The organism is Pseudogulbenkiania sp. FW507-F1, assembly GCF_058781125.1.
In genome coordinates this window covers 1-25,451 of sequence record NZ_JBYSWM010000027.1, presented here as the reverse complement: position 1 = coordinate 25,451, position 25,451 = coordinate 1, and the positions used below count along the sequence as shown (strand labels likewise).

At 64.7% G+C, this 25,451-nt stretch carries 21 protein-coding genes; 3 read left to right on the top strand and 18 right to left on the bottom strand.

What is annotated here, in order from left to right:
• Positions 1-32: 32 nt before the first annotated feature.
• The 16 genes from AC3WG5_RS15625 to AC3WG5_RS15550 form a co-directional block, all read right to left on the bottom strand.
• Complete coding sequence (locus AC3WG5_RS15625) at positions 33-1,031, bottom strand: transketolase family protein (RefSeq protein WP_492569450.1); 999 nt, start codon at positions 1,029-1,031, stop codon at positions 33-35.
• Positions 1,032-1,886 carry a transketolase gene (locus AC3WG5_RS15620; protein ID WP_008953521.1) on the bottom strand — a complete coding sequence of 285 codons (855 nt, stop codon included), beginning with the start codon at positions 1,884-1,886 and terminating at the stop codon, positions 1,032-1,034.
• Positions 1,887-1,940: 54 nt separating this feature from the next.
• On the bottom strand, positions 1,941-3,269 hold the full coding sequence (locus AC3WG5_RS15615) for an MFS transporter (RefSeq protein WP_492569448.1): 1,329 nt from the start codon (positions 3,267-3,269) through the stop codon (positions 1,941-1,943).
• Positions 3,270-3,349: 80 nt separating this feature from the next.
• Positions 3,350-4,102, bottom strand: coding sequence for an SDR family NAD(P)-dependent oxidoreductase (locus AC3WG5_RS15610; RefSeq protein ID WP_482580930.1), 753 nt, complete (start codon positions 4,100-4,102; stop codon positions 3,350-3,352).
• A gap of 186 nt (positions 4,103-4,288) precedes the next feature.
• Complete coding sequence (locus AC3WG5_RS15605) at positions 4,289-5,179, bottom strand: LysR substrate-binding domain-containing protein (protein ID WP_492569446.1); 891 nt, start codon at positions 5,177-5,179, stop codon at positions 4,289-4,291.
• Positions 5,180-5,306: 127 nt separating this feature from the next.
• Positions 5,307-6,524, bottom strand: a complete 1,218-nt coding sequence (locus AC3WG5_RS15600) for a hypothetical protein (protein ID WP_492569444.1) — start codon at positions 6,522-6,524, stop codon at positions 5,307-5,309.
• Between the two features lie 216 nt (positions 6,525-6,740).
• Positions 6,741-7,481, bottom strand: a complete 741-nt coding sequence (locus tag AC3WG5_RS15595; RefSeq protein WP_492569442.1) for a 4'-phosphopantetheinyl transferase family protein — start codon at positions 7,479-7,481, stop codon at positions 6,741-6,743.
• Positions 7,482-7,557: 76 nt separating this feature from the next.
• Positions 7,558-8,799, bottom strand: a complete 1,242-nt coding sequence (locus AC3WG5_RS15590; RefSeq protein WP_492569441.1) for an NAD(P)-binding domain-containing protein — start codon at positions 8,797-8,799, stop codon at positions 7,558-7,560.
• Positions 8,800-8,852: 53 nt separating this feature from the next.
• A complete protein-coding gene (locus AC3WG5_RS15585) occupies positions 8,853-9,062 on the bottom strand; it encodes a YgaP family membrane protein (protein ID WP_294866255.1) in 210 nt (69 codons plus the stop codon).
• Between the two features lie 68 nt (positions 9,063-9,130).
• Complete coding sequence (locus tag AC3WG5_RS15580; protein ID WP_492569439.1) at positions 9,131-10,555, bottom strand: efflux transporter outer membrane subunit; 1,425 nt, start codon at positions 10,553-10,555, stop codon at positions 9,131-9,133.
• A 31-nt stretch (positions 10,556-10,586) separates the two neighbouring features.
• Complete coding sequence (locus tag AC3WG5_RS15575) at positions 10,587-12,185, bottom strand: MDR family MFS transporter (RefSeq protein WP_492569438.1); 1,599 nt, start codon at positions 12,183-12,185, stop codon at positions 10,587-10,589.
• A gap of 8 nt (positions 12,186-12,193) precedes the next feature.
• Entirely contained in the window at positions 12,194-13,330 is a 1,137-nt protein-coding gene (locus AC3WG5_RS15570) for an HlyD family secretion protein (protein ID WP_492569436.1), read from the bottom strand.
• Between the two features lie 145 nt (positions 13,331-13,475).
• Positions 13,476-17,474: a non-ribosomal peptide synthetase gene (locus AC3WG5_RS15565; protein ID WP_492569435.1), complete on the bottom strand. Its 3,999-nt coding sequence runs from the start codon at positions 17,472-17,474 to the stop codon at positions 13,476-13,478.
• A gap of 151 nt (positions 17,475-17,625) precedes the next feature.
• Positions 17,626-17,904 carry a hypothetical protein gene (locus tag AC3WG5_RS15560; protein ID WP_492569434.1) on the bottom strand — a complete coding sequence of 93 codons (279 nt, stop codon included), beginning with the start codon at positions 17,902-17,904 and terminating at the stop codon, positions 17,626-17,628.
• Between the two features lie 203 nt (positions 17,905-18,107).
• Positions 18,108-18,335 carry a hypothetical protein gene (locus AC3WG5_RS15555; protein WP_492569433.1) on the bottom strand — a complete coding sequence of 76 codons (228 nt, stop codon included), beginning with the start codon at positions 18,333-18,335 and terminating at the stop codon, positions 18,108-18,110.
• 83 nt (positions 18,336-18,418) lie between these two features.
• Entirely contained in the window at positions 18,419-20,002 is a 1,584-nt protein-coding gene (locus AC3WG5_RS15550; protein WP_492569432.1) for an ABC transporter substrate-binding protein, read from the bottom strand.
• A gap of 466 nt (positions 20,003-20,468) precedes the next feature.
• Here AC3WG5_RS15550 and AC3WG5_RS15545 point away from each other — a divergent pair, with 466 nt between their 5' ends.
• Positions 20,469-20,948 (top strand): hypothetical protein, encoded by a 480-nt coding sequence (locus tag AC3WG5_RS15545; RefSeq protein WP_492569430.1) that lies wholly within the window; start codon positions 20,469-20,471, stop codon positions 20,946-20,948.
• Positions 20,949-21,092: 144 nt separating this feature from the next.
• On the opposite strand, the gene AC3WG5_RS15540 is transcribed toward AC3WG5_RS15545, so the two are convergent.
• Positions 21,093-21,320 carry a hypothetical protein gene (locus AC3WG5_RS15540; protein ID WP_492569428.1) on the bottom strand — a complete coding sequence of 76 codons (228 nt, stop codon included), beginning with the start codon at positions 21,318-21,320 and terminating at the stop codon, positions 21,093-21,095.
• A gap of 579 nt (positions 21,321-21,899) precedes the next feature.
• Here AC3WG5_RS15540 and AC3WG5_RS15535 point away from each other — a divergent pair.
• Positions 21,900-22,574, top strand: a complete 675-nt coding sequence (locus tag AC3WG5_RS15535; protein ID WP_482580913.1) for a glutathione S-transferase family protein — start codon at positions 21,900-21,902, stop codon at positions 22,572-22,574.
• Positions 22,575-22,707: 133 nt separating this feature from the next.
• Here the strand turns inward: AC3WG5_RS15535 and gcvA are convergent, their stop codons facing one another.
• Positions 22,708-23,616, bottom strand: coding sequence for a transcriptional regulator GcvA (gene gcvA / locus AC3WG5_RS15530; RefSeq protein WP_492569426.1), 909 nt, complete (start codon positions 23,614-23,616; stop codon positions 22,708-22,710).
• Positions 23,617-23,802: 186 nt separating this feature from the next.
• Here gcvA and AC3WG5_RS15525 point away from each other — a divergent pair, with 186 nt between their 5' ends.
• The gene (locus AC3WG5_RS15525; RefSeq protein ID WP_492569424.1) at positions 23,803-25,122 is read left to right on the top strand and encodes an NAD(P)/FAD-dependent oxidoreductase; all 1,320 of its coding nucleotides are present in this window, start codon (positions 23,803-23,805) and stop codon (positions 25,120-25,122) included.
• The last annotated feature ends 329 nt before the right edge of the window (positions 25,123-25,451 follow it).

Genomic DNA, 25,451 nt, shown 5'->3' with positions numbered 1-25,451 from the left:
AGCCTTTTCGATCAGAGATCGCTAAACAGAGCCTATAGCCAACTCTTGATCCGGGTCACCATGGCCTCGACCGAGATGCCGTACCGGTCATGCAGGGTCGGCAAGGCGCCGGCGTCCAGGAAGGCATCCGGCAGTGCAATCTGTCGGAACGCGGCCGGTCGCACGCCAGAGCACAGCAGCAGACGCGCCACCGCTTCGCCCAGCCCGCCGATCTCGGAATGGTTTTCCGCCACCACCACGAGCCGGCCCGGTTTCGCCACTTCGCGCAAGATGGTTTCCGCATCGAGCGGCTTGATGGTCGGGCTGTGCAGCACCGCGGCGTCGATAGCGTGCTTGCGCAATTCTTCCGCGGTTTCGAGTGCGCGCATGGTCATGAAGCCGGATGAGAGGATCAGCACGTCGCGGCCGTCGCGCAGCATCTTGGCCTTGCCCAGCTCGAACCGGTAGTCGTACTCGTCCAGCACCAGCGGCACGTTGCCGCGCAGCAGGCGCATGTACACCGGCCCGTTGTGGGCCGCGATGGCCGGCACGGCCTGCTCGACATCGAGCGCATCGCAGGGGTCGACGATGGTGAGGCCGGGGACGCCGCGCATCATGGCCAGATCGTCGGTAGCCTGGTGGCTGGGGCCGTAGCCGGTGGTCAGGCCGGGCAGCGCGCAGCAGAGTTTGACGTTGAGGTTTTCCTCGGCGATGACCTGATGGATGAAGTCGTAGGCGCGCCGGGTGCCGAATACCGCGTAGGTGGTGATAAACGGCAACAAGCCTTCTTTGGCCATGCCGCCAGCGGCGGCCATCAGGAGTTGTTCGGCCATGCCCATCTGGAAGAAGCGCTGCGGGTAAGCCTTGGCGAACAAGTGCAAATCCGTGTACTTGGCCAGATCGGCCGTCATGCCGACGATGTCGGGGCGAGAGGCGGCCAGCTCGACCAGGGCGTTCCCGAATGGTGCGCTTTTGACACGCTGGCCCTCGGCGGCAATGGAAGCAATCATCGCCGAGGTGGTCAGACGCGGTTTCTTTTCGGCGGTGTTCATTTATACGGCCTCCTGTTGCTGGGATTGGTCGAGAATCGCAATGGCCTGCTGCCATTCGGCGGCCTCCACCCGGATGAAGTGGTTCTTGTCGCGCTGTTCCAGGAACGGAATGCCTTTGCCCATGAGGGTATCGAACAGGATGACGCGCGGCTGGGCCGTTTGCAGGTTGCGGGCGGTATCGAAGGCCTCGATCACGGCGGGCAGATCGTTGCCGTCGATGCGCTGCACGTGCCAGCCGAAGGCGGCCCATTTGTCTGCCAAGGGCTCGAAGCCCAGCACCTTGCTGGAGGGGCCGTCGGCCTGCTGGTTGTTGATGTCGACCAGGCAGATCAGATTCGACAGGCCGTGATGGGCCGCGGACATCGCCGCCTCCCAGGTCGAGCCTTCGTCCAGCTCGCCGTCGGACATCGAGTTGTAGACGAAGGCCGGGTTGTTCTTGAACCGCAGCCCCAGTGCCATCCCCACTCCGATGGGCAAACCTTGCCCCAGCGAGCCGCCGGATATTTCCATGCCGGGGGTGTAGGTGGCCATGCCGGACATGGGCAGGCGGCTATCGTCGCTGCCGTAGGTTTCCAGCTCGGATTCGGGGATGATGCCGGCTTCGATCAAGGCTGCGTAAAGGGCAATGGCGTAGTGGCCATGCGAAAGCAGGAAGCGGTCCCGGCCTTCCCATTCCGGCTCTTCCGGCCGGTAATTCATGGCGTGGCCGTAGGCGACGGCGAGCACGTCGGCCCAGCCAAGGGCCTGGCCCACGTAGCCCTGGCCTTGCACTTCCCCCATCTGCAGGGCGTAACGGCGAATTCGATAGGCGCGATCAGCCAGAGTCGGCGTCGGCTTATGCGACGGACTGTCCATGTTGGTCTCCAGTGATAGAGGAGGCGGGCGAATGCCCGCCTTGGGTTCGAGTGATTAGCGGTTGACGGTCTTGGCAGGGACGCGGAACACCAAGGCCACACCGAAGAAGACGACCAGCGAGATAAACACCAGGCCCGCGGTGGAATGACCGGTCAGATCATTGAGCCAGCCGACGATGGCCGGCGAAAAGAAGCCCGCCAGGTTGGCGATGCAGTTGATGGCGGCAATGCCGGCGGCAGCGGATACGCCCCCCAGCATGGCGCTCGGCAAGGCCCAGAACATCGAGGAGGCGGACAGGATCCCCGCGGCGGCCACGCTCAGGCAGGCAATCGAGGCGCTGACGGAAGACAGTTGGGGCAGCAGCAAGAACGCAGCGGCGGACAAGATCATGGGAACCGCCAGATGCAGGCGCCGCTCGCGGCGACGGTCCGCGCTCATGCCGATCAGCGGCAACGCGATGATGGTGCAGATGTACGGCAGCGCGGTGAGGACGCCAACCCAGAGCGGGTCTTGCACGCCGGCTTTCTTGACGATGGTGGGCAGCCAGAAGGTGAGCCCGTACTGGCCGAGCACGACACAGAAGTAGATGGCCGCCATCAGCCACAAGCGACGGTCTTGAACAAAGGCGGCAATCGACAGGTGCTCGACCTTGTGCGCGCCCTCGCTGGCGACATTGTGCTTGAGCAGCGCCTTTTCCTGGTCGTTGAGCCACTTGGCCTCATCGATGCCGTTTTCCAGATAGAACAGGATCGCCACGCCGAGCACCAGGGACGGCAGCGCCTCCAGCATGAACAGCCATTTCCAGCCCGCCAAATCGTGATAGCCCTGGAAGGCTTGCATGATATAGCCGGACAAGGGGCCGCCAACGATCCCCGCCAGCGGAATGGCCATGAAGAACATCGACAAGGCCTTGGCGCGGCGTACCGACGGAAACCAGTAAGTCAGGTAGAGGATGACCCCTGGCGCAAAGCCCGCCTCGGCCATGCCGAGCAGGAAGCGCATGACGTAAAACGAGGTTGGGGTTTTGACAAACACGAAGCTTGCCGAGATCAACGCCCAGGTGAGCATGATGCGGGCGAGCCATTTGCGCGCCCCCACTCGATGCAAAATGATGTTGCTGGGCACCTCGAACAAGAAATAGCCCAGGAAGAAGATGCCGGCGCCAAGGCCATAAATGGTCTCGCTGAACTTCAGGTCGTTGAGCATCTGCAGCTTGGCGAAGCCGACGTTGACGCGATCGAGATAGGCGCCCAGGTAACACAACATCAGGAACGGGATCAGCCGCCACTGCACCTTGGCGTACAGTCTGGCCTCGGCATCCGCCGATTGATGAGGCATCGTGATGCCGCCGGCACTGGGCGCGGCGATGCTTTTTGACTTCATGGTTTTCTCCTCCAGAGATGCTCCGGTTTCATTCCGGGCATGGCGGCCCGCCGTTCATGGCGACGGGCTCGTTATCGGTTTTAGTGGATCAACATGCCGCCATTGACGTCGAGTGTCACCCCGGTCAGATAGGAAGAGAGATCGCTGATCAGATACAGGCAGGCATTGGCCACATCCTCGGCGTTGCCGAGCCGGTTGAGCGGGATGCCCTTGATGATCTCCGCGCGCATTTCCGGCGTGAGCTTGTCGCCGGTGATATCGGTCTGGATCAGCCCCGGAGTAATGGAGTTGACGCGCACGTTGTCGCCGCCCAGTTCGCGCGCCATCGCGCGCGCCAGGCCCAGCACGCCGGCCTTGGCGGCGCTGTAGTGCGGGCCGCCGAAGATGCCGCCGCCGCGCTGCGCGGACACCGACGACATGCAGACGATGCTGCCGCTGCTCTGCTTCTTCATGTGCGGGATCACGGCCTGCGACATGTAAAGGGAGCCGCGCAGGTTCACATCGACCACGGCGTCGAAATTCTCCGCCGCGATGTCCATCACTCGCAGCGGCTGGGTAATGCCGGCATTGTTGATCAAGCCATCCACCCGGCCATACTTCTGCAGCACGGCCTCCACGGCCACCAGGCAGTCTTCCTTGCGGGTGACGTTGCAGGCGAGGCCGAGGTGGCCTTCGCCCAGGTCGCGCGCCGCCGCCACGGCATCCTCTTCGCGCAGGTCCAGAATCACGACGCGCGCGCCGTTGGCGGCCAGCACTCTGGCGGTCGCCTTGCCGATGCCACGCGGAGAAGCCGCGCCAGTTACGATCACTACCTTGTTTTCGAGCAACATCATTGTCTCCAGGTGACTTTGTTGTGGCTCAACTTTGCATCCGGCAACGAGGAGGATCAACGCAGTCCCGTTCAACTATTGCTGAGAAATTTTCAGGTGTGAAATCGGTTGTCGGATTTGCTCGCGACAGGAAACACGCCCCCGACCAGGAAGCGTGTTATGGCAGAAAAGAGCGGAAAAGGCGAAAGCTCAGGTTTTTTTGGGGCCCAACTGCTTTTCAATCCACTCGATGAATCGGGCCACGCGGGGCAGATCGGCATTCTGCGACGGACAAACCAGATGGTGTGCACCCACTTCGACGGCATAGAGTTCGCCAAACACGGGAACCAGGGTGCCGCGCTGCAGATGCACCGAGGCCAGCAGCGTGCTCTCCAGCGCGATGCCGATGCCCAGCGCGGCCGTCTCCAGCGACATGTAGGAGCGGTCGAATGAAAAGTCGAACGTGGTATGCGCAGCCGCTACGCCGTGGCGGCCGAACCATTGTTGCCACTTCACTAACGGTGTCTCGGAAAAAATCAGGCGCTGGCCGAGCAAGTCCTCCGGCGTCTTGATCGGGTATTTCGCGAGGTAATCCTTCGAGGCCAGCGGAGTGATGTATTCATTGCGCAGCGTCCTGACTTCGACGTCTTTCCAGTACCCATAGCCATAACGGATATCGACGTCGTAATAGCCGCCCGTGAACGAGACATCCTCGTACGAGCAGGCCAGGTTCAACTGGATATCGCCGTTCATCTCCTGGAACGAGGTCAGGCGCGGCAGCAGCCACATCAGCCCGAAGCTGGGACTGGAATGCACCCGCAGAATGTCGACCTCGCTCTGATTGGCCGCGCGTTCCGTGGCGCGGCTGAGATCGGCCAGCGACCCCGTTACCTCGGAGAGATACTGTTCACCGATGGGGGTCAGCACCAGGCCTCTTCCCATGCGGGTAAACAGGGGGCGACCAATCTTCGATTCGAGGTTGGCAATCTGATGGCTCACGGCGGATGCCGTCAGGCCCAGCTCTTCGGCCGCGCGATTGACGCTTTTTGTTCTTGCGACACTCTCGAACGCAATAATGCTTTTCAGCGGTGGGATACGCATAGGGCTTAACGGGGGCCTGGCCTGATTGAGGCAATTTTTCGGTCAATGGCTCACTTTAGCGAACAAACCAGCGACTGGGTATCGCCAGACGAAGCCCTCTCCCCTTGGAACAACGCAACGGATGCCCTCAATAGCCACGATCCCGGATGAGACGATCGAGCGCATCCAGGGCGGCACGGGAACGCTTCGATCCGCGTTTGATTTCATAATTCATCAGCGCTTCCGCACGGGACACATCGCCATGCACGGCGCGCAGCAGGCGGGCGTAGGCATCCAAATGCGGCTCGTTGGCGCGCCCCGGTTGGTAGGCCGAATGCCGGTAGGACGTTTCCCCTTCCCGCAAGCGCTCGGACCGTGCCCGGCGCGGAACGCGCAGGGTCCACAGGAACCACAGCAGGCTGGCCACGAGGACAATAACGAGAAGGCGTTTGGCCCACGGCGGGATGGGGATCGAGGCGGCGGCTCCTTCTCGCCCATCAGGCAGCCTGCTAAGCCTTGCCAGACTATCGGCGTTGCCCTGCATTGCGGCAGATGGCGGCTGGGGGGCGGCGCGTTGACCGTCCTCGCGAACCCACTTGGCTATCGGCTGTAGCGTGTACTGGTCGCCCGGCACAAAACGGGTCGTCGGAATTTCGACACTGAACTGAAACTCCAGGTTGGACAGATTCACCCCCAAGGGCTGGCCGGCATCGACGTGGACACCTGGCTGACTGGCGGGATACGGGGCAAGGCCCAGGTAACTTCCGACCGACCCATCGTCATGAACAATGCGCAGGAAACGCGCCGAAGGAAGGTCGGTAGCCTCCAGGGCGGCGATCACCCCTCCCCGGCTGGCCACGATCATATGTTCCTGGAAACTGCTCAGACGATAGCGGCCATCCTCGGAGAACGTGCCCGCATCAGCCGGCACTTGGTAGGGATAGTAGCCCTGGGAAGGCGCGCTGGACTTGCCGGGTTTGGCGTGGGTGCGGCCGGTCAGCCTTTGCCCCGGGTAGAGCCGGAGCAGGCCGATCGTCGTGCGCTTCCCACTGTCGATGTCCTGGATCACCGGCCATTGCTGATTTGACCAGGCCATTGCCTCGCGGGGGAACATGTCCACCAGGATTGTTTCCGACCAGGGTTTGTCGCCGAACAGATCGACCCGCGTGGTGCCATCTGCCTGCGCAACAAATTCGATGGTCGCGGCCTGAGCGGAGAAAGCCGGCCCCGCCAGCAGGGCAAGCGCTATCGCCAACCACGAGGTGAACGTCATCAGGACGGCCGCGACAGCCGGCACCCCTTGCCCTGGAGTGCCGTGGTGGCGGCACGGGACGAACGGCCAACGAGGATAGAGTCGGGTTTTCATGCCTCGATTGTAGCCCAACGTCATTATCGTGCCGTGTTTTTCATGCCCTCTCCCGGGGCCAATCCATCAGCCAGTCAGGCGATGATGAACGCAGGCATCCCGAACATGCCCCCTCCCGGCGCCGTAGCGCTTCCTTTCACGCGGCCCCTCGGCCATCACGCTCCCGCGCCGGCGCGTATTTCGGCAACCGCAGTGGAGGTTTCCGCCTCGCGGCAGCTAGACCGCGATAACGGCCACCACGCGGCCGCCTTCTTCCACGAAGCGGCCTTCGAGGACGGGCAGGCCGTCGCGTGCCTCGGGGTTGGCCGCCGGCACGACGCGAAACGTCTGGCGGTCGGGCTCGAGCGGGGCAAGCTCGACGTCGAGAAAGCCCATCGGTCCGCCCAGCACCGGGTGCACGGCCTTGTAGTAGGCTTCCTTGGCCGAGAAGCGCAGCGTCGCTTCTGCCGCCGGCCGCCGGGCCGCCGCCAGCCAGCGGCGCTCGCGAGGTGTCAGGCAGGCATGGCGCACCGCCTCGCAGCCGGCGTCGTCGAGCAGTGGCTCCACGTCAATGCCCAGCCAGCGGTAGTCGCTTCGGTACGCCAGCAGCGCCAGCGCACCGTGCGCATCGTGGGTGATCGAGCCCAGCACGCCCGCCGGCCAGCAGGGCGCGCCGTCAGGCTGCCGGCCAATAGAGTGGTAGCGGCCGGTGAGCGCGTGCAGCGCGGCTTCGGCGCATAGCCGCCCGGCTAGATGGGCCAGTTGATGGGGGCGGATGGCCTGCGCGCAGGCAGGCACCACGCCGGCCAGCGCCAGCCCGTCCAGCAGCGTATCCAGTCGCCGTAGCGACAGCTGGCGCAACGCGGTTCCCGGCCAGGCCGGCACTTCTACGGGCTGCGGCCCGGCGAACAGCTGCGGCCCGATGCCCGGGCGCAGCCGCTCCAGGCGCAGGCTGACGGGGGTGTCGTCGATCAGCATCGCCCTGCCCCCTTCGACTCAAGCTTACCGCACAGCCCGTCGGCCAGTCCGCAGGAGGCCCGACCGACGGCGAAGCTCACGCGGCGCCGACCGGCTCGGCGCAGATGCTCTGGACGATGTGGGCGGCGTCCTCTGCCACCCCGGCCAGGAGGCCCGATTTCTGCTTGTGGAGCCACGGCAGGCCGACGAAGTACAGCCCCGGCTGCGCGGTCCGGCCGCGGTGCTGGATGGGGTAGCCGTCCTCGTCGAAGATCGGGAATTTCACCAGGCCGAAGTCGAAGTCGTAGCCGATCGCCCAGATGATGGTGCGGATGCCGCTCACCGCGAGGTCGAGCTCGCGGGGCGCCTCCAGCGCATAGCCGTCCAGCCAGCGCGGCACGGCTTCGAGCGGCGCCTCGATGCCGGCCTGGGCGATGTAGGCGTTGATGCCCTGCAGCATGTCGGCCTCGAACTTGTCGGCCTTGGCCAGGTTGTCGTGCAGGTCGCCGGCCAGCAGCGCCTTACCGTCCTGCACATCCTGCAGACGCCCCAGCAGGCGGATGCCGTCGCGCGCGAACTGGTGCAGGTTGAGGCTGCCGCCGTCGGTCTTGCCGGCCATGTGCGGGTTGGCGGCGAACTTGGCCTTGGGGCTCGGCAGCTGGTCGACGGTGCGCTCGGAAAAGCCCATCTGCGCCGCCCAGGCGAAGATGTCGCGGCCGCGATAAGTGCGAGGAATGCGCCCCGCCCCGCTGGTGCACAGGTAGACCGGGCGGCCGCTCTGGTGCAGTTCCTGGGCGATCTGGCAGCCCGACTGCGAGCTGCCGACCACCAGCACGCCACCCTCGGGCAGCTGGGCCGGGTTGCGGTAGTCGCCCGAATGCAGCTGGACGACGTCGGCCGGAACGTGTTCGGCCAACCTTGGGATGCGCGGCGTCTGGAACAGCCCGGTGGCCACCACCACGTGGCGGGCCTGGTAGGTGGCGTCCGCGCTGCGCACCCAGAAGCCGCCCTCCGGGCAGGCTTCGACCGCGCTCACCCGGGTGTTGAGCCGCAGCGGCAGATCGAACTTCCCGGCGTAGCCGGCAAAGATGTCGACCACTTCATCGCGCTGCAGAAAGCCGCCCGGCGCGTCGCCGCTGTACTCGGCTCCCGGCAGGCGGAACGCCCAGTTCGGGGTGACCAGCGTGAAGGAATCCCAGCGCCCGTCGCGCCAGGCCGAACCGGCCTGGTCGGATTGCTCGAGGATCAGGTGCTCGCGGCCCTGCTGCTTCAGGTAATAGCTGGTGGCGAGGCCGCCCTGCCCGCCGCCGATGATGATGGTGTCGATGGTTTGAATCATGGTGTGTTGCTCTGTATGAGGGTAACGGGCCGCATCGGCCCGGTAGCCGCCGGTTATTTCTTGGCGTCCAGTTTGCGGCCGACGAGGGCGCAAGCCGGGCAGAAGCCGATGAAGCCGAAGAACAGGAAGGCGGCAGCGCTAGCGATGATCAGCGTGCGCAGCCAGCCCGCCAGTGGCAGAGACAGAGTCACGGCAATCACGACGATCCCGGCGAGGACGCGCAGCACCCGCTCCCAGAGCGGCAGATTTTTCTGATAGAACATGGTTTCACCCGATAAAAAATGAACACAAGTAGGTAGTTTGGGTACGGATTCCTGTAGGGTGCCGCCGCTCAGTGCGTCGGCGTCGCCTCGTCTTGCCAGCCGCCGCCCAGCACGTACACCAGCTGGGTCGAGGCCAGCAGCCCCTTCAGCTGGTTGCGCCGGAACTTGAGCTCGGCCGTCGACAGGTCGCGCTCGGCCTGGGTCACTTCCAGGTAGTTGACTGCGCCCTTGTCGTAGCGCGCCTTGGCCAGCAGGGACACGCGCCGCGCCGATTCCAGCGCCGCGTCGAGCAGCCCGGCCTGGGTGCGGCACGATTCCACCTCGGTCAGCGCATCGTCGACTTCGCGCAGCGCGATCAACAGCTGCACCTTGTGGACGTTGAGCGCCTCCTGGTAGCGTGCGCCGGCGATTTTCTGGTTGGCGCGGAGGCGGCCGCCGTCGAGAATCGGCAGCGAGATGGCCAGCGGCCCCAGGGTGAACTGGCGCGAATCGCTGTTGGTGAGGTTGCGCAGCTCCATCGAGGCGAAGCCGAAGTTGCCGGTGAGGCTGATCGACGGGTAGAACGCGGTGTCGGCGATTTCCTTCTGCGCCAGCAAGGCGCGGATGTTCTGCGCCGACTGCGCCAGGTCCGGGCGCTGGCGCAAGATGGACGCCGGCAGGCCGGGGCTGATCGCGGGCACATCCGGCAGACGGTACGCCGCATCGCGCGGCACGCTGAATGCCGCCACCGGCTTGACCGTCAGCGTGGCCAGCTCGTGCTCGGCCAGGCTCAGGCGCTTGCGGGCGTCCTCGATCTCGACATCGGCATTCTTGAGTTCGAGGCGCGCCCGCGCCAGGTCGAGCTCGCTGCTCAGCCCGGCGTCGAAGCGTCCAGTCTGCACGCTTTCGGCCTCGGCGCGCTGCTGGCGGATGTCGGTCAACAGCGCCAGGTCGGATTCGGCCAGGCGGTACTGCCAGTAGGTGGTCGCCACCTCCCAGCTCAGCGTCTGCTCGACCATGCGGGCGAAGGCCTGCTCCGCCTCCACCCCGGCCTTGGCCGCCGCCACGGCGTAGCCGACCCGGTTCCACACGTCGATCTGCCAGGCGGCGTCGAAGCCGGTGGTGATCTTGTCGCCGCTGATGGTCTGATGGCCCAGGATCTGGCCCAGCGCGGTATTGGTCGAGGTGCGCGAGTTGCTGAAACCGACGCCGGCGTTCAGCTGCGGCAAGCGGTCGGCGTTGGCCAGCCGGGTCTGCGCCTCGGCGGCGATCTGGCGCAGGTGCGCCACCTGGGTATAGGGGTTGTCGCGCAGCGTGGTTTCCACCAGCTGGTTCAGCGTGGCGTCGTGGTACAGCCGCCACCACTGGCGCGGTAGGTCGTGCGCCGCTGGCGCGCCGGCGTGCTGGTAGCTCGCCGGCACCAGCTCGGTCGGCGCCGGCGGTTGCAGCGCCGGGGTGGCGCAGCCCGCCAGCAGCGAGGCCAGCGCCGTGCAGATCATGGTTTTTTTCAACATGGTCTTTCTCTTGAATCGTTACGCCAGGCGGTCATTTGCCGCCGGCGACCACCCGGTCGGCCAGCCACATCACGGCAATCGAGGCCAACAGCACGCAGCCCAGAATGAAGAAGCTGTCGGTGTAGGCCAAGACGTAGGCTTCGCGGCGCACCAGGTGATCGAGGGCGGCAAGCGCCTGCTGCCGGGCGGCCACCGGGTCGCCGCTGCCCGCCAGGAACTGGCTGGTGAGCTGCCCCAGGCGCTCCTGCACGGCGTCGGAAAACAGCGACACCGACTCGCCGATACGCGCCGAGTGAAAGTGCTCGCGCCAGGTGATGGTGGTGGCCAGCACCGCGGTGCCGACCGCGCCGCCGAGAATCCGTGACATGTTGTACAGGCCGGACGCCGACGACAGGTTGGCCGCCTCGATACGGTGGATGGCAAAGTTCGACAAGGTCAGCACGATCAGCGGCTGGCCGAGCGCGCGCAGCACCTGCGAGAACACCAGCTGGTCGTAGCCGGTGGTGGCGTCCATGGTGGCGTTCATGAAGCAGGAGCCGGCAAACAGCAGCAGCCCGAGCGAGCAGATCACGCGGTTGTCGAAGCGCTTCGCGAACGCCGCGGCCAGCGGCATCATCACGATCTGCGGCAGCCCCATCCACATGATCACCTCGCCGATCTGCAGCGAGTTGTAACCGGCGATCTCGGACAGGAACAGGGGCAGCACGAAGGTCGAGCCGTACAGCCCCATGCCGGCCGCCGCGCCGACCAGCGACGACACGCCGAAGGTGCGGCGCGCGAACAGCGCGAGGTTGACGAAGGGCTTGCCGCGGCTCTGCAGGATGGCCACCCACGCCACGATGCCCAGCAGCGCCGCCAGCGCGCAGGCGCGGATCAGATCGGACGCGAACCAGTCCTTGCTGTTGCCTTCTTCGAGGAACACGATCAGCGACCCCAGCCCGACCGTCATCGCCGTGATCGCCAGCCAGTCGGCCTCGCGCAACAGCTTCAACTGCAGCGGCTCGCGCTTGAGGCCGTAGGCCAGCCCGGCCAGCATCAGCACGCCCGGCGCCCAGTTGATGAAGAAGATCGACGGCCAGCCGTAGAAGTTGGTCAGCACTCCCCCCAGCGTCGGGCCAAAGGCCGGCGCCATGGTGCTCGACAGCATCAGCCACGCCAGCCCGATGGTGCGCTTGGAGGGCGGCAGCCGGGTCAGGATCAGCGTCATCGCCGTCGGGATCAGCGCGCCGCCGGTGAAGCCCTGCAGTGCGCGGAACACGATCATCGACGGCAGGTTCCAGGCGTAGCCGCACAGCGTGGAAAACACCAGGAACAGCACGACATTGCCAAACATGTAGACCCGCGCGCCGAATACCCGCACGAAGAAGGCGGTGAGCGGAATCACCACCACTTCGGCCGCCAGGTAAGAGGTGGTCATCCACGACCCCTCCTCCACCGTGGCCGACAGCGCGCCGCGAATCTCGCGCAGCGACGCGTTGGTGACCTGGATATCCAGGATCGCCATGAACACCCCGAGGATCGCGGCAAAAATGGCGATCCAGGTGCGCGTGTCGACCGCCGGCTCGGGCAGCGGCAGCACGGCGGCGGGCGGCGGCATGGGGCGCGCGGCGACGGCGGTTTTTTCAGCCATGGCCGCCATCAGCGCACCGTGCCTGCCGCTGGAGCACCCTGGCGCAGGTCGACTTCCACGAACGCCGACATGCCGGGCGCCAGACGCCCGCCCATCGCCTTGATGTCGTTGGGATCGAGCAGCACTTTCACCGGGATACGCTGCACGATCTTGGTGAAGTTGCCGGTGGCATTATCCGGCGGCAGCAGCGCGAACTGCGCGCCCGACGCCGGCGCGAAACTGTCGACCTTGCCGCTGAACGCCTGCCCCGGGAAGGCGTCGATCTTCACCGTCGCCTGCTGGCCGGGGTACAGGTCGTGCAGCTGGGTTTCCTTGAAGTTGGCGTTCACCCAGACCCCGTCCTGGACGATCGCCAGCAACTGCTGGCCGGCCTGCACCCGCGTACCCACCTCCACGCTCTTCTTGCCGATGCGGCCGTCGACCGGGGCGACGATGCGGGTGTACTTGAGCTGGAGTTCGGCGTCGCGCAGCTGGGCGGCGAGCACCTTTTTCTGCGCCAGCGCGGCGGCGCGGGCGGCTTCCACCGATCCGCTCTTGGCGCTGGCGGCCTTGGCCTGGAACTGCTGCGCCTGCGCCTCGGCCGCGGCGCTGTCGCGCGCGGCGATGGCGCTTTCCAGCTCGGACTTCGACACCGACTTGAGCTGCACGTCGTGCAGTGCGCTCACCCGCCTGGCTTCGGCGTCGTTGCGCTGGAACTGCGCCGCGGCGCGCGCCACCAGCGCCTGCGCGGCCTGCGCTTCGGCACGGGACTGTTCCAGCTGTTCGGCGATCTGGCGCACCTGCTCGTCGGTCTGGGCGATCTGCGCCTTGATCTGGGCGATCTTCACTTCCTGGTCGGCCGCGTCCAGTTCGAGCAAGGGGTCGCCGGCGCGCACCAGCTGGTTGTCGCTCACCAGCACCTTGTGCACCACCCCGGCAATGCGCGGCGAGATGGTGCTGACGTGGCCGGCCAGGTAGGCGTTGTCGGTTTCTTCAAAGTAATGGCTGCGCCACCACATGCGGCCGGCCACCGCCGCCGTCGCCAGCAGGATCAGGGCCAGAATCAGGCGCCCCTTGCGAGCGCCGCGGCCGGAAGCCGCGGCTTGGGACGGGGCCTGTCCCGTCGGCAGGGGCGAGCCGGGAGAAAGCTCAGTTTTGTTGGTCATGCAACAACTCCGTAGGGTATCCGGTGTGCTGCCCGCCAGAGCGGCGGGCAGCCGTGTCCGGCACGGTCACACCGCGGCGCCGCCAGCGGCGGGCGCCGGGATTGAGCGGCCGGGTGCGTATCGCGAGGTTTATCGGGGGGCGTGCTCAGCGCAGCGGTTGTTCGGCCAACGTTTGGTCCGCTCCGCTGCCCTGGCGCAACACCTGAGCCACGATCGCGCGCAGCGCCTCGCCCTGAACGATGGAGAAGTGATCCTCGTCCATCGCCACCACCTCCAGGTGGCCGCCATCCGGCATGGCGAAGGGGGTCAGCAGCGGGAACTGCTGCTTGCGGGTGGCGCGGAACAGGCGCGTCGGCGTGCTGATCGCGTGCGGCGCATGGCGTATCAGGGCGTTGTAGTTGGCCTGGTATTCGCCGAGCAGCGTGACGAACTCCGGCAGCGAGAGCTGGCCTGCGCTCGCCACGGTTTCGCGCAGCACGGCCAGGGCGGCCTCGGGCTGCAGACGCGCGTCCAGAGTCTCGATGGCGGCAAAGGCCTCCGGCACCGGGGTGCTGCCCAGAAGATCGCGCACGAAGTTGCGCAGCAGCGCGTAGCCTTCCAGACGGCTGGCGGTGCGGCTGTCGGCCGATTGACAGCTGTCGATCAGGGTCAGGCCGAGCGGGGCGATGCCGCTAGCTTCCAGCTGGCGCGTCATTTCCTGGGCGATGACACCGCCCATCGACCACCCCAGCAGATGCAGCGGCCGCCACGCTCCAAGCTGGCCGGACAGCGCCTCGATGTAGCGCGCGGCCAGTTCGGCGACCTCGCGCTCGCTACCGTCGCCCGGCGACTGCAGCGCCAGCACGGCCATGCCGTCCGGCACCAGCGCGGTCAGTTCGCGGTAGCACAGCACGTTGCCGCCCACCGGGTGCACCACCACCAGCGTGCTCTCGCTGCCGTCGCGCAGCACGACCAGCGGACTGCGCCCGGACGAGGCCGACGCGTCCTGCGCCAAGAGCGCCGCCTGAGCGACGATGGTGCCGTGGCGCAGCAGGGACGCCAGCGGCAGGCTCTTGCCGAACTCGGCGGCGATGGCGTTGAGCAGGCGCACCGCCAACAGCGAGGTGCCGCCCTGCTCGAAGAAGTTGTCGTCGATGCCCGGCGCGTCGCTGCCCAGCAGCGTCTGCCAGATACCGGCCAGGCGCTGCTCGTCGGCGTTGCGCGGCGCGCGCTTCTCGCGGCAGGCGGGCGGCAGCGCGGCGGCGATGTCGGCCAGCGCCTTGCGGTTGACCTTGCCGTTGGCGGTCACCGGAATCTGCTCCAGTGCGATGAACTGTGCCGGCACCATGTAGTCGGGCAGCGTGCGCGCCAGATGTTCGCGCAGCGCGGCCTCACCGACCTCGTCGTGTTCCGGCACGTACAGCGTCACCAGCTGGCGGTCCTGACTGTGGCCCTGGCGCACGATGGTGGCGGCGCTGCGCACCCCCGGGCAGCGGTCGAGCACGGCGTCGATTTCGCCCAGCTCGATGCGGAAGCCGCGGATTTTCACCTGGTCGTCGTTGCGGCCGAGGAACTCGAGGTAGCCGCTGTCGTGGTAGCGCCCCATGTCGCCGGTGCGGTACAGCCGCTCGCCGGTTTGCGGGTGGGTGATGAAGCTGGCGGCGGTGCGTTCCGGGTCGTTGTAGTAGCCCTTGGCCACGCCGATGCCGCCGATGTACAGCTCGCCCGGCACGCCGGTCGGCGCGTGGCGCAGGTCGCGGGTCAGCACGTGGAAGTGCTGGTTGGCCAGCGGCCAGCCGTAGGGAATGCTCTTCCAGCTCGGATCGACACGGTCGACCACGAAGTAGTTGGACCAGATCGACGCCTCGGTGGCGCCGCCCATGCCGATCAGCACGGTGTGCGGCAGCTGCGCGGCCAGGCGCCCCGGCAGGCTGACCGGAATCCAGTCGCCGCTGAGCATTACCAGGCGCAGCGACGCCAGATCGCTGGCGGCGCGCGCGCCCAGGTACTCGATCTGCATCTCCAGCAGCGCCGGCACGGTGTTCCACACCGACACCTGGTGCTCGCGCACCATGCGCGCCCAGTCGTCCGGCGACGGGGTTTCGCTGTACGGCGGCAACACCAGCGCGGCGCCGCTGCCCAGGCTGGCGAAGATGTCGTACACCGACAGGTCGAAGTTGAACGCCGAGATGCCGATCACGCGGTCTTCCGGCGTCAGGCCGAAGCGATCGATGATGTCCTGGATGGTGTTGACCGCGCCGCGGTGGTCGATCATCACGCCCTTGGGCTGGCCGGTGGAGCCGGAGGTGAAGATCACGTAGGCCAGGTCCAGCTCGCCCTGCACCGATGCCAGCTCAACCGCCGGGCCGGGCTCGCCGTCGGACAGCACGTCTTCCAGAATCAGCATGGTGACACCGGCCGGCAGCTCGAAACCATCGGCCAGGTCGCGCTCGACCAGCGCCACTTTCACACCCTCTTGGCCGGTCAGCCAGGCCTTGCGCTCGGCCGGCAGTTCGCTGGACACCGGCAGGTAGGCGCCGCCGGCCTGCACCGTGGCCATCGCCGCCGCTACCTGGCGCCAGCCGCGGCGCGCGACAATGGCGACCAAATCGTTTCGGCCAACGTCGTTGTCGCGCAGCTGAGCGGCCAGGCGGGTGGTCAGGCGCCACAGCTCGTCGTACGACAGGGTGCGCGCGTCACTGATGATGGCCGCGCGTTGCGGGTACTGGCGGCAGGCGGCGGCGAAGAAGTCGTGCAGCAGCCCGGTCGGCAGCGTCTTTGCCGAGGCGTTGGCGGCCTGGCGCGCGGCCAGGTTCCGCTGCGGCACGCACGGCAGTTGCGGGGTGTCGGCGCTGCTGCCGTCGATCAGGCCCAGCAGCTGATCGCCGAAGGCCTGGAACATGTCCTCGACCACGCCCGGCTGGAAGGCCTCGACCACGTAGTCCCAGTTCAGGGTCAGCTGCTCGCCGTCCATGTACACCTGGCAGTCGAGCAGCACCTGCGGGGTCTGCAGGCCGCCGGCGCGGATTTCCCAGCCCAGATCGACCGGGCTCAGCAGCTCGCCCATCGGCAGACCCAAGGAGCTCGCGAATACCACCGGCATGGCCGGCACGACGCTGCCGCTGCGCCCCATGGCGCGGATCACCTCGACGCCGGAGACCTGCATGTGTTTCAGGTCGCGGAACATCTTGCGCTGCAGCGCGCGGGCACGCTCGCGCAGGCCGCCCTCCACCTCCACCGCCTCGACCGGCATGGTGCTGCCGAAGTTGCCGAACACGCGGGCGAAGCGGTCGTCGTCGTTCGGCCGGTGGGTCGCCAGCATGTTGATGATGAACGAGGCGTTTTTCGACCACAGCCGCAGCACATCGGCGTACATGGTGCACAACAGGCTGTTGACGCTGACGCCGCAGCGGCGCGCCTGCTCGTACAGCGCCTCGACCTGGCGGGCGTTGAGGCTGATGCGGATGCGGCGGAACTCCGATTTCTCCGGAATCGCGTCGTGATCGACCAGCGGCAGCTCCGGCGCGTTGGGCAGCTCCTTGGCGCGCTCCTGCCAGTGCTGCAGCGAACGCTGGTAGCCCAGTGTGCGCGTCTGCTGGCGGCGCAGCTGGACGAAATCGGCAAAGCTCGCCGCTTGCGGCTGGGGAGTGGGACGCCCGAGGTAGACGCCGCACATATCGTTCAGGAACAGCCACATCGACATCGCATCGAAGGCGATCAGGCGGAACAGAAAGTGGACGTAGTAGCCGTCGGCCACCTGGTCGATGAAACAGGAAAACTGCAGACCGCATCCGAACGGCGGCAGCTCGGACTCCAGCGTGGCCTTGCGCTCGGCCAGGTAGGCCCTGGCCCCGTCCGGTGTGACATGGCGGTAGTCGTTGAGCGGCAGCGCGATGCGCTCCGGCGGCGGCAACGGGCGCTGGGTGCCGTCGCTCAGGATTTCGACCGTGAGCGAGGGCTGCGAGCGCACCACCGCGAGAATGGATCGCTCCAGCAAGGGAACGTCCAGTACCGAGGTGAAAAAGCAGCGATGCAGGAAGGCCGGCGTATGCAGGCGGTAGGCATCCTGCTCACCGAGCCAGTAGGCGTGCTGCAGTTCGGTCAGGGGAAATGCGGAAACAGGGGTGAGACAGGTATCGGGCTGATGGTCTGGCAGGTGTGTCATGACTTAAGCGATTCCGGGTGGGCTGGTTTATTCAGTATGCATTTTGTAAGTTACAGCCAATGTATTTGCCATTATTTGCTTGTAACACTTATAAGCCGGCGCCGGATTATGCCATCCTTATGAAGCTTGATCTAGCTCAAGCTATAACATTTCAACATCCAGTATCACCGCGATGCCGGACGCCCGATCCGACTATCACCCAAGCGGCCGGGCGCAACTGCTCGGCCGCCACGTTGTCACCAGGCTGCAAGAGGATAGTGACGGCGGTGCCGCAGATTTTGGCGCCCTGGTAGATCGGGCGCATGTACGGTTTCATCAGGCCGACGCGGCCCATCGCCTCGTGGGTGGCCACGCCGAAGCGCGCCAGTTTCTCGACGGCGGCCGGGTCGGCGCGCTCGATGCTGCGCCTCACCACGCCCAGTGGGTTCATTGCTTGAGATATATTCACTTCCTAGATAAAGAACCGCTAACAACTACAGCGTAGCGATCCCTGCTAGGCGCGCCGCCGCAGAAAACGAGGCGTAGCCGAAGTTTCTGCAAAGTTACATACAAGTAGTACGGCACGCGTTTGCTGGGCGAATCAAAGATTCGCACGCGAGCGCACCAATGCAGGGAGGATTTTTCTTGCGGTTATTAACGGCCTTGGGCCTTCAGGGTTGCATCCAGGCGCGGATACACGCGACGCGTATTGCCCTCGTAGATCTGCTGGCGCTCTTCGGCAGTTAGGTCGGCCGCCTCGATGTAGCGCTTGGTGTCGTCGTAATAGTGGCCGGTCTCCGGGTCGATGCCCGGCTGGAGGTAGACGCAGGTGTCAAAGAAGAGGTTGTTGAGCAGATGCTCGGTCAGCCGCGGTTTTTTCATCTCCTGCGCCAGGATGTGAAATGAAGCGGGCGTGACCCGCCGCGCCGGCGGCGGGTACGGCGCGCGGCGCGTCGTGGCCGGGGTTATTTGAGGTAGACGTCCTCGAAGTCGAACGAGCCGTTGGGGTTCATCACGAAGCCCTCCACGTCGTTGCGCAGCGGAATGTAGATCTTGGAATGGGCGACGGTGATCCACGGCCGTTCGCGCTTGAAGATTTCCTGCGCCTTGAGGTAGTAGGCGCTGCGCTGGCGCTGGTCACTGGTCTGGCGCGCTTTCAACAGCAGCTCGTCGAACTCCTTGTTGCAGAAGCGCTGGCCATTCTTGCTGACGCTGCACGACAGCGTGCCCCACAAAAAGTCATCCGGGTCGCCGGCGTCGCTGGTCCAGCCGCTCATGTAGACATCGTGCTCACCCTGCGCGGCGCGCTTCAGGTACTCGCCCCACTCGAAGCTCTGGATGGTCGTCTTCACGCCGATCTTGGCCCAATCCTGCTGGATCATCTGCGCCATCAGCTTGCCGTTGGGGTTGGTCGGCCGCTGCACCGGCAGCGCCCACAGCGTGATGGCGAAGCCGTCTGGATAGCCGGCCTTGGCCAGCAACTGCCGCGCCTTCGCCGGGTTGTACTCGTTCCGGTTCTTGCCGTTCCAGCTCCACACCGACGGCGGGAACGGGTTGATCGCCTGGATGGCCCCGCCCTTGGGGAACATCACGCGGAACAGCGCATCACGGTCGATGGCGATGTCGAGCGCCACGCGCACATCGCGATTGGCCAGTTGCGGCCGCTGCAGGTTGTAGGCGAGGTAGGAGATGTTCATCGCCCCGGTGGAGGTGACCTTCACCCCCGGCGCGCCGTTGAGGCCGTCCAGATCGGCCTCGCGCACCGCCGCCGCCACCTGGCACTCGTTGCTCTTCAGCTTCTGCAGCCGCACCTGCGGGTCGGTGACGATGGCAAACACCAGGCTCTGGGTTTTCTGTTTCTTGCCCCAGTAGCCGGGGTTGGCGGCATAGCGTACCGCCGCGTCCTTGGCATAGCCCTTGAACAGGAAGGGGCCGGTGCCGATCGGCTTCAGGTTGATGTCGGCGGCTCGCCCTTCGGCCAACAGCTTGGCGCCATACTCGGCAGACTGCATGCCGGCAAACCCCATCGCCAGGAAATTGACAAAGGTCGAGTTGCGCTCCTTCAGCCGCAGCGTGACGGTGTAAGGGTCGACCTTCTTCACCGCGGCCACGCTCTGCGCGATACCGTTGGCGTTGGGGCCCAGCAGCTGGGTTCGGAACGCCTTGTTGAACGGCGCCTCCGGATTGATCCAGCGGGTGACGGTGAACACCACGTCGTCGGCGTTGAAGTCGCGGCTGGGCTGGAAGTAGTCGGTGCGGTGGAACTTGACGCCGCGGCGCAGGTGGAAGGTGTACTCCAGACCATCGTCCGAGACCTCCCAGCCGGTTGCCAGGGCCGGCTGCAGCGCCGTGCCGCCGTGCTTGAATCGCACCAGGCCCTGGAAAATCTGCCGCGTGACGTTATAGGTCAAGGCGCTGTCCCACAACGCCGGATCGAAACCCTCAGGTGCCGCTTCGGCACAGAACACCAGCGGTTTGGCCGCCATGGCCATGGGGGCGGCCATGCTGACAACACACGCTGCCATCAGGGTGGCAAAGCGACGCTTCATCCGATTTCTCCTTATGTTTTCTTGGTGGCCACTGGTCGCCGCTGAATCGATTTGCGGAAAGCCATACCCAGACCCAAGGAATGGTGGTCAGTCCGGCATGGCCTCGAATCCGGCTCGTGCGTCACAGCGAGCTTAACAGCCTTGGTCTTCACCGCGTAATCCCCTACCCTCGCCGCCCGCCAACCGAAGCGCCCCCGCCGCAAGCGTTTCATGGATAGACAGTACGCACCGCATACCGATTGGAACCCGTGCACGCAGAGGGAATGGATGTGGGCATGTGACTCTCCTGTCTTTTGTTCGATCCTAACGCAAGAGCAGCCGCAGCTCACTCACCCGACATGCCATACGCCGACAGGCCTTACCGGGCGCGACATGGCACCCCTGCCATGTTGATGTTCCGAGGTTGACAAGCACGGGAGCGGCAAATAAAAGTTTTAAGGCGCAACCGATTTGACGAGGAGGAGGCATGAACAACTGGAGAAGGAACTGCCGTTGGTTTGCTGCCGCCTGCGGGCTGGGCCTGAGCACGGCGCTTTGGGCGCAGACTGACATGTCGGCAGAGGCACCGCCCGCCTCGGAGGAGGTCGCCGAATCCGCCACGCTGGTGGTCATGAACATCAGTGGCCCAACCCTGCTGCCCAGCAACCAGGATATTACTGACAACGGATCTGAAATCGCCAGTCTGCCACGCCTCACCTACAAAACCCTGCCGATCGGAGCAGGCCATCACGAATTCCGATTCAAGGCCTTCCCACAAGGGAAACGGGTCGCCACGTTGGAAGCCGAATCGGGCAAAACCTACTACTTGGTGGTGGGTTACAGCCCGGGACGCTCCTGGGCATTCCCTTTCGCGGGGGACCCGATGACGATCAAGATCGTCGGACAGAACGAGGCATTCGCCTTGATGAAGGAGATGAAACCCAGCCAACCCGAAGCCGCGCCATGACCCGGCTCACCTGGCGTGTCTGAGGGACTGAATTTCCCCTCCTTGCAAGGAAAAAGGCCGAGCCGGGTGGCTCAGCCTTTTGACAACTCACGGCCCGATCATCGAGCCTGGAGACAGGCAGCGGGGGCTGACGCCCCACGAAACTTAACGACTGGCCTGGTTCTCTTTGACCCAGCGTGCGGACCAATAGGCATTCTGCTGACTGAGGCGGGCTTGCTCTGCCGACGGCAGCTGAGCGTAACTGGCCTTGATTTTACCCTGTTCGGCCTGCCAGGCCTGAACCTGGGCGTCCGTGGGCGCAACGTAGCTGTCCTTGGCGAAAACCGAGCCGGCCACCAGCAGCCCGGCAACAACGAATGCAACTTTTTTCATATGAACTCCGATGTGTTAATAAGCCAGGAGGGAAATCCCCCCTTTGCAAATTTCATATGCAAAATTTATCGCTTCGGAGAATTCAGAAAAACCATGCTATGAGAAAGAATTTGTTTACTATCGGTAAACAATGCAGCATCCCGGCACGACCTGCCTCGCCCTAACCCCCAACCCAACACCGGGCGGAGAGAGAAAGACGAGGACCGTTTTCTTGCAATCCACCCCACCAGCAACTAGCGTCCAATCAGGATGAAACGGCACCCTCAGCCATGTCATTTTTCCAGGGCATGCTGACCACGGCGGACCGCACCGAAAAAGCGCACCACAACGCTCCGGCAGGATAGATCGGCGCACGAGGTCGTCGCCTGCCTGGCCGGGCTAAATACCGGCGCAGCGGCGCCACGGACAGGGGGTTCGGCCACACCGCGCAACAAATCGGTCACGATCGATTACCCGCGCATTTGATGGGGGTTGCCCGCCTCCGTGGCGTCATCCTCCAGCAGCAACCGGCATGCCCTGCGGTGAATGCGCCTAGAACCAGGCCCTGAGACGCCCACGTCCGCCTTTGGAGAATTCGCGATGAAACTCTATTACCACCCCGCCTCGACCACGAGCCGCATCATCATGATGTTCGCGGCCGAAGAGGCGATCCCACTGGATTATCAGCTGGTCGACCTCATGACCGGCGAACACCTCAAGCCCGAGTTCCAGGCCATCAACCCCAGTTGCCTGGTCCCTGTGCTGGATGACGACGGCTTTGTGCTGACGGAAAGCGGGGCCATCATTCGCTATCTTGCCGGCATGACCCAGTCGTTGGCCTACCCCGCCGACCTGAAGCAACGGGCACGCGTCGACGAGGCCATGGAGTGGTTCTACAGCAACTATTACAAGGACCATGGCTACGGTCTGGTCTACCCGCAATTGTTCCCTCACCACAAACGTCCAACCGAGGAGGCCCATGCTGGGACCATTGCCTGGGGCAAGCAAAGAGCCCAGCACTGGCTCGGCATCCTCGACAAGGACTTGATCGGCCCCGATAGACGGTTTCTCTGCGGCGACACGATCACCCTCGCCGACTACGTCGGCGCCGAGATGGTCGCGGTGGGCGAACTGGTACGCTGCGAATATCTGGACTACCCCAACGTGCGACGCTGGTTAAACCGAATGAAGGCCCTGCCGAGCTGGGGCAAGGTGCACGAGGTCGTCGAGGGGTTCAAAGCCTCGCTCAAAGACCGGCCCTTCGTGTCGATCTGACCCGGCATCCCGGCGAGGCGCCGCCAAGGCCCCCCAACACATCCTGCATCGCACGCCCTCCGATCAGAAGCGTGCCGGCGTAGTGGGCTTGTCTGTTGGCACCTGGCGGGCTCGCCCTGGACGAAGGCCGGCGCTACGGCTGAAGCTGTAAACGATACTGCTCGGCTTGCTCGAGCAACCAGCCGACAAAAGCCTGAAGGACTTTGGCCTCCTGCTTGCTTTCCGGGTAGACCAGAAAATAGCCCATCTCGCTCTGCATCGGGATATCGAAGGGTGTCACCAGCGAACCCGAGCGGATCTCTTCCTGCACCAGAAAACGCGGCACCAAGGCGACCCCCATTTGCGCCCGGGCCGCCTCCACCAGCATCGAAAACAGCTCGTAGCGCGGGCCGACCATGGCGTTCAGGTCGCTGGCCCCGGCCGCGGCAAACCATTTATGCCAGGCATCGTGCCGTGCCGACAGGTGCAGGAGCTTCAGCTTGACCAGGTCCTGCGGCTGCGGACAAGGATGCCGCGCCAGCAGCTGCGGGCTGCAAACCGGGATCATTTCCTCGCCAAACAGATGATCGGCATGGGCGCCGGGCCAGACCCCCGTCCCGAAATGAATGGAGGCGTCGAAAACGGTGTCGGCAAAAATGAAGGTATCGGAACGGGTGGTAATATTGATCGTGATATTGGGGTGCTCGGCGTAAAACCCGGGCAGGCGCGGGATCAGCCAGCGCGTGGCGAAGGTGGGGATCGCCGCCAGTTCGATAACGCCGCCCGAACCTTGATGCGCCATGATGGACAAGGTGCTGCGCTCCAGTCGGTCGAGATGCTCCCGCACCTCCCGGGCATAGACCTGGCCCGCCTCGCTCAGACTGACGCGCCGCTTGATGCGATTAAACAGGGCAATCCCCAGCATTTCCTCCAGCGTCGCGATCTGCTTGCAGACGGCGCTTTGTGTCAAAGCCAATTCTTCCGCGGCCCGGGTAAAGCTCTGGTGCTGTGCCGCCGCTTCAAACGCCTGCAGCGCCTCGATGCTCGGTATCTTCCGCCTCACCTATTGTTCCCATCACTCACAATGTGCTGAATTTATATCGTTTGCCGAAGGTGGCACACACCGGGCAAATTAGCCGCTAACGGCCTCATTTCAGGCCATTCTAACGGCCCTTCCGCATTACCGCCAACAAGGCAAATTGTGCATACGAGGAAGCATGGCCAGGCAAACGCACCTCAGGAGACACCGATGCCCACGTCCAACATGCAGAAAATCGTCATTGTGGGAGGAGGCGCCGGCGGGCTGGCGCTAGCAACGCGGCTAGGTGACACCCTGGGACGCCGGCAACAAGCCGAAATCACCCTGGTCGACTGCTCCCGCACCCATATCTGGAAACCCCTGCTACACGAAATTGCAGCCGGAAGCATGACACCGGCCAAAGAAGAACTCGACTACCTGGCTCAAGCCCGGTGGCACGGCTTCCGTTTCTGTCTGGGCCGCATGGATGGGCTGGACCGTGCAGAGAAGGTCATCCATGTCGCTCCCACCCTAGATGCCGACGGACAGGAGCTGATTCCGCGCCGCCGGATTTCCTACGACACCCTGGTGCTGGCCGTCGGCAGCGGCACCAACGATTTTGGTACCCGGGGCGTTGCACAACATGCGATCAGCCTGAATACCCCGGAACAGGCTGCGCACTTCCATCAGCGCATGGTCAACGCCTGTGTCCGCGCCAGCCTGCAAAACGGGCCGCTGCGCCCCGAGCAACTGCAGATCACCATCATTGGCGCCGGGGCCACCGGTGTCGAACTGGCGGCGGAACTGCGCAACACGACGCGTGAACTGGTGGCGTATGGGCGGGAAAGCATCGACCCCGACCGGGACATCCGGCTGACCCTGATCGAGGCCGGAGACCGTATCCTGCCCGCCCTGCCCCCCGAGCTGTCGCACAACGCACGGTGCCTGCTGCAAAAGCTCAACGTTTCGGTTTTGACGGGAGAAAAGGTCACCGAGGTGACCGAGACATCCGTGCTAACCGCGAGTGGCAAGCTCATCCCGTCGGAATTGGTGGTCTGGGCCGCAGGAGTCAAGGCACCCGACTTCCTCTCCCGGCTGGACGGCCTGGAAACCAATCGGCTCAATCAACTGCTGGTCACCCCCACCCTGCAGACCACCTTGGATCCGGCTATTTTTGCCCTTGGGGATTGCGCTGCTTGCCCTTGGGAAGAGAAGCAAGGCTGGGTACCGCCTCGCGCCCAAGCCGCCCACCAGCAAGCCACCCTGTTGCTCGCGAACCTGAAACGGCAACTACAGGGCAAACCGCTGCGGACATTTGCCTATCGCGACCTGGGCTCGCTGATCTCGCTGGGCAAATACAGCACGGTGGGTAGCCTGATGAGCTCCCTGTCCCGCAAGAGCCTGTTTATCCAGGGGCAGTTCGCACGCCTGATGTACTTGTCGCTCTACAGCAAGCACAAGATGGCCCTGTATGGGCTGGGAAGGACGTGCCTGGCGACGATAGGCCGGCTGCTTTCCAAGCGCGCCGAACCCCAAGTGAAGTTGCACTGACATCCCCCGATCGGCGTGTGGAGGCCGATCATCTGCCCTTCCCCATGCCCGTCACTCTCCTTCAATGACGGACTTCTCTTTACTTCCGAATGGTATGGCCTGTAGGGAGCAGGCTAAGACGCCACAGCCAGCTCTTCAGCCAAGCCGTCAGTGTGAGAGGGAGAAACGCGCAGCACCAAGGCCGGTAATCCGGCCTTTTTCTTGCCGTCTGCGGAGGGGGAAGGTGGGCGCGATGGAGGATGCATTCCGCCGGCACAAAGCAAAAAGCCCAGCTCGTATGAGCTGGGCTTTCTTGAGGGGAGTCTGGCGGTGTCCTACTTTCACACGGC

Bases quoted from the DNA above. Each gene is read 5' to 3' on its own strand.
- AC3WG5_RS15550 (WP_492569432.1), bottom strand. From the start codon at position 20,002: ATGAAGCGTCGCTTTGCCACCCTGATGGCAGCGTGTGTTGTCAGCATG.
- AC3WG5_RS15615 (WP_492569448.1), bottom strand. From the start codon at position 3,269: ATGAAGTCAAAAAGCATCGCCGCGCCCAGTGCCGGCGGCATCACGATG.
- AC3WG5_RS15545 (WP_492569430.1), top strand. From the start codon at position 20,469: ATGAACAACTGGAGAAGGAACTGCCGTTGGTTTGCTGCCGCCTGCGGG.
- AC3WG5_RS15540 (WP_492569428.1), bottom strand. From the start codon at position 21,320: ATGAAAAAAGTTGCATTCGTTGTTGCCGGGCTGCTGGTGGCCGGCTCG.
- AC3WG5_RS15595 (WP_492569442.1), bottom strand. From the start codon at position 7,481: ATGCTGATCGACGACACCCCCGTCAGCCTGCGCCTGGAGCGGCTGCGC.
- AC3WG5_RS15610 (WP_482580930.1), bottom strand. From the start codon at position 4,102: ATGATGTTGCTCGAAAACAAGGTAGTGATCGTAACTGGCGCGGCTTCT.
- AC3WG5_RS15585 (WP_294866255.1), bottom strand. From the start codon at position 9,062: ATGTTCTATCAGAAAAATCTGCCGCTCTGGGAGCGGGTGCTGCGCGTC.
- AC3WG5_RS15620 (WP_008953521.1), bottom strand. From the start codon at position 1,886: ATGGACAGTCCGTCGCATAAGCCGACGCCGACTCTGGCTGATCGCGCC.
- AC3WG5_RS15560 (WP_492569434.1), bottom strand. From the start codon at position 17,904: ATGAACCCACTGGGCGTGGTGAGGCGCAGCATCGAGCGCGCCGACCCG.
- AC3WG5_RS15555 (WP_492569433.1), bottom strand. From the start codon at position 18,335: ATGAAAAAACCGCGGCTGACCGAGCATCTGCTCAACAACCTCTTCTTT.
- AC3WG5_RS15600 (WP_492569444.1), bottom strand. From the start codon at position 6,524: ATGAAAACCCGACTCTATCCTCGTTGGCCGTTCGTCCCGTGCCGCCAC.
- AC3WG5_RS15590 (WP_492569441.1), bottom strand. From the start codon at position 8,799: ATGATTCAAACCATCGACACCATCATCATCGGCGGCGGGCAGGGCGGC.
- AC3WG5_RS15605 (WP_492569446.1), bottom strand. From the start codon at position 5,179: ATGCGTATCCCACCGCTGAAAAGCATTATTGCGTTCGAGAGTGTCGCA.
- AC3WG5_RS15570 (WP_492569436.1), bottom strand. From the start codon at position 13,330: ATGACCAACAAAACTGAGCTTTCTCCCGGCTCGCCCCTGCCGACGGGA.
- AC3WG5_RS15580 (WP_492569439.1), bottom strand. From the start codon at position 10,555: ATGTTGAAAAAAACCATGATCTGCACGGCGCTGGCCTCGCTGCTGGCG.
- AC3WG5_RS15525 (WP_492569424.1), top strand. From the start codon at position 23,803: ATGCCCACGTCCAACATGCAGAAAATCGTCATTGTGGGAGGAGGCGCC.
- AC3WG5_RS15625 (WP_492569450.1), bottom strand. From the start codon at position 1,031: ATGAACACCGCCGAAAAGAAACCGCGTCTGACCACCTCGGCGATGATT.
- AC3WG5_RS15535 (WP_482580913.1), top strand. From the start codon at position 21,900: ATGAAACTCTATTACCACCCCGCCTCGACCACGAGCCGCATCATCATG.
- AC3WG5_RS15575 (WP_492569438.1), bottom strand. From the start codon at position 12,185: ATGGCTGAAAAAACCGCCGTCGCCGCGCGCCCCATGCCGCCGCCCGCC.
- AC3WG5_RS15565 (WP_492569435.1), bottom strand. From the start codon at position 17,474: ATGACACACCTGCCAGACCATCAGCCCGATACCTGTCTCACCCCTGTT.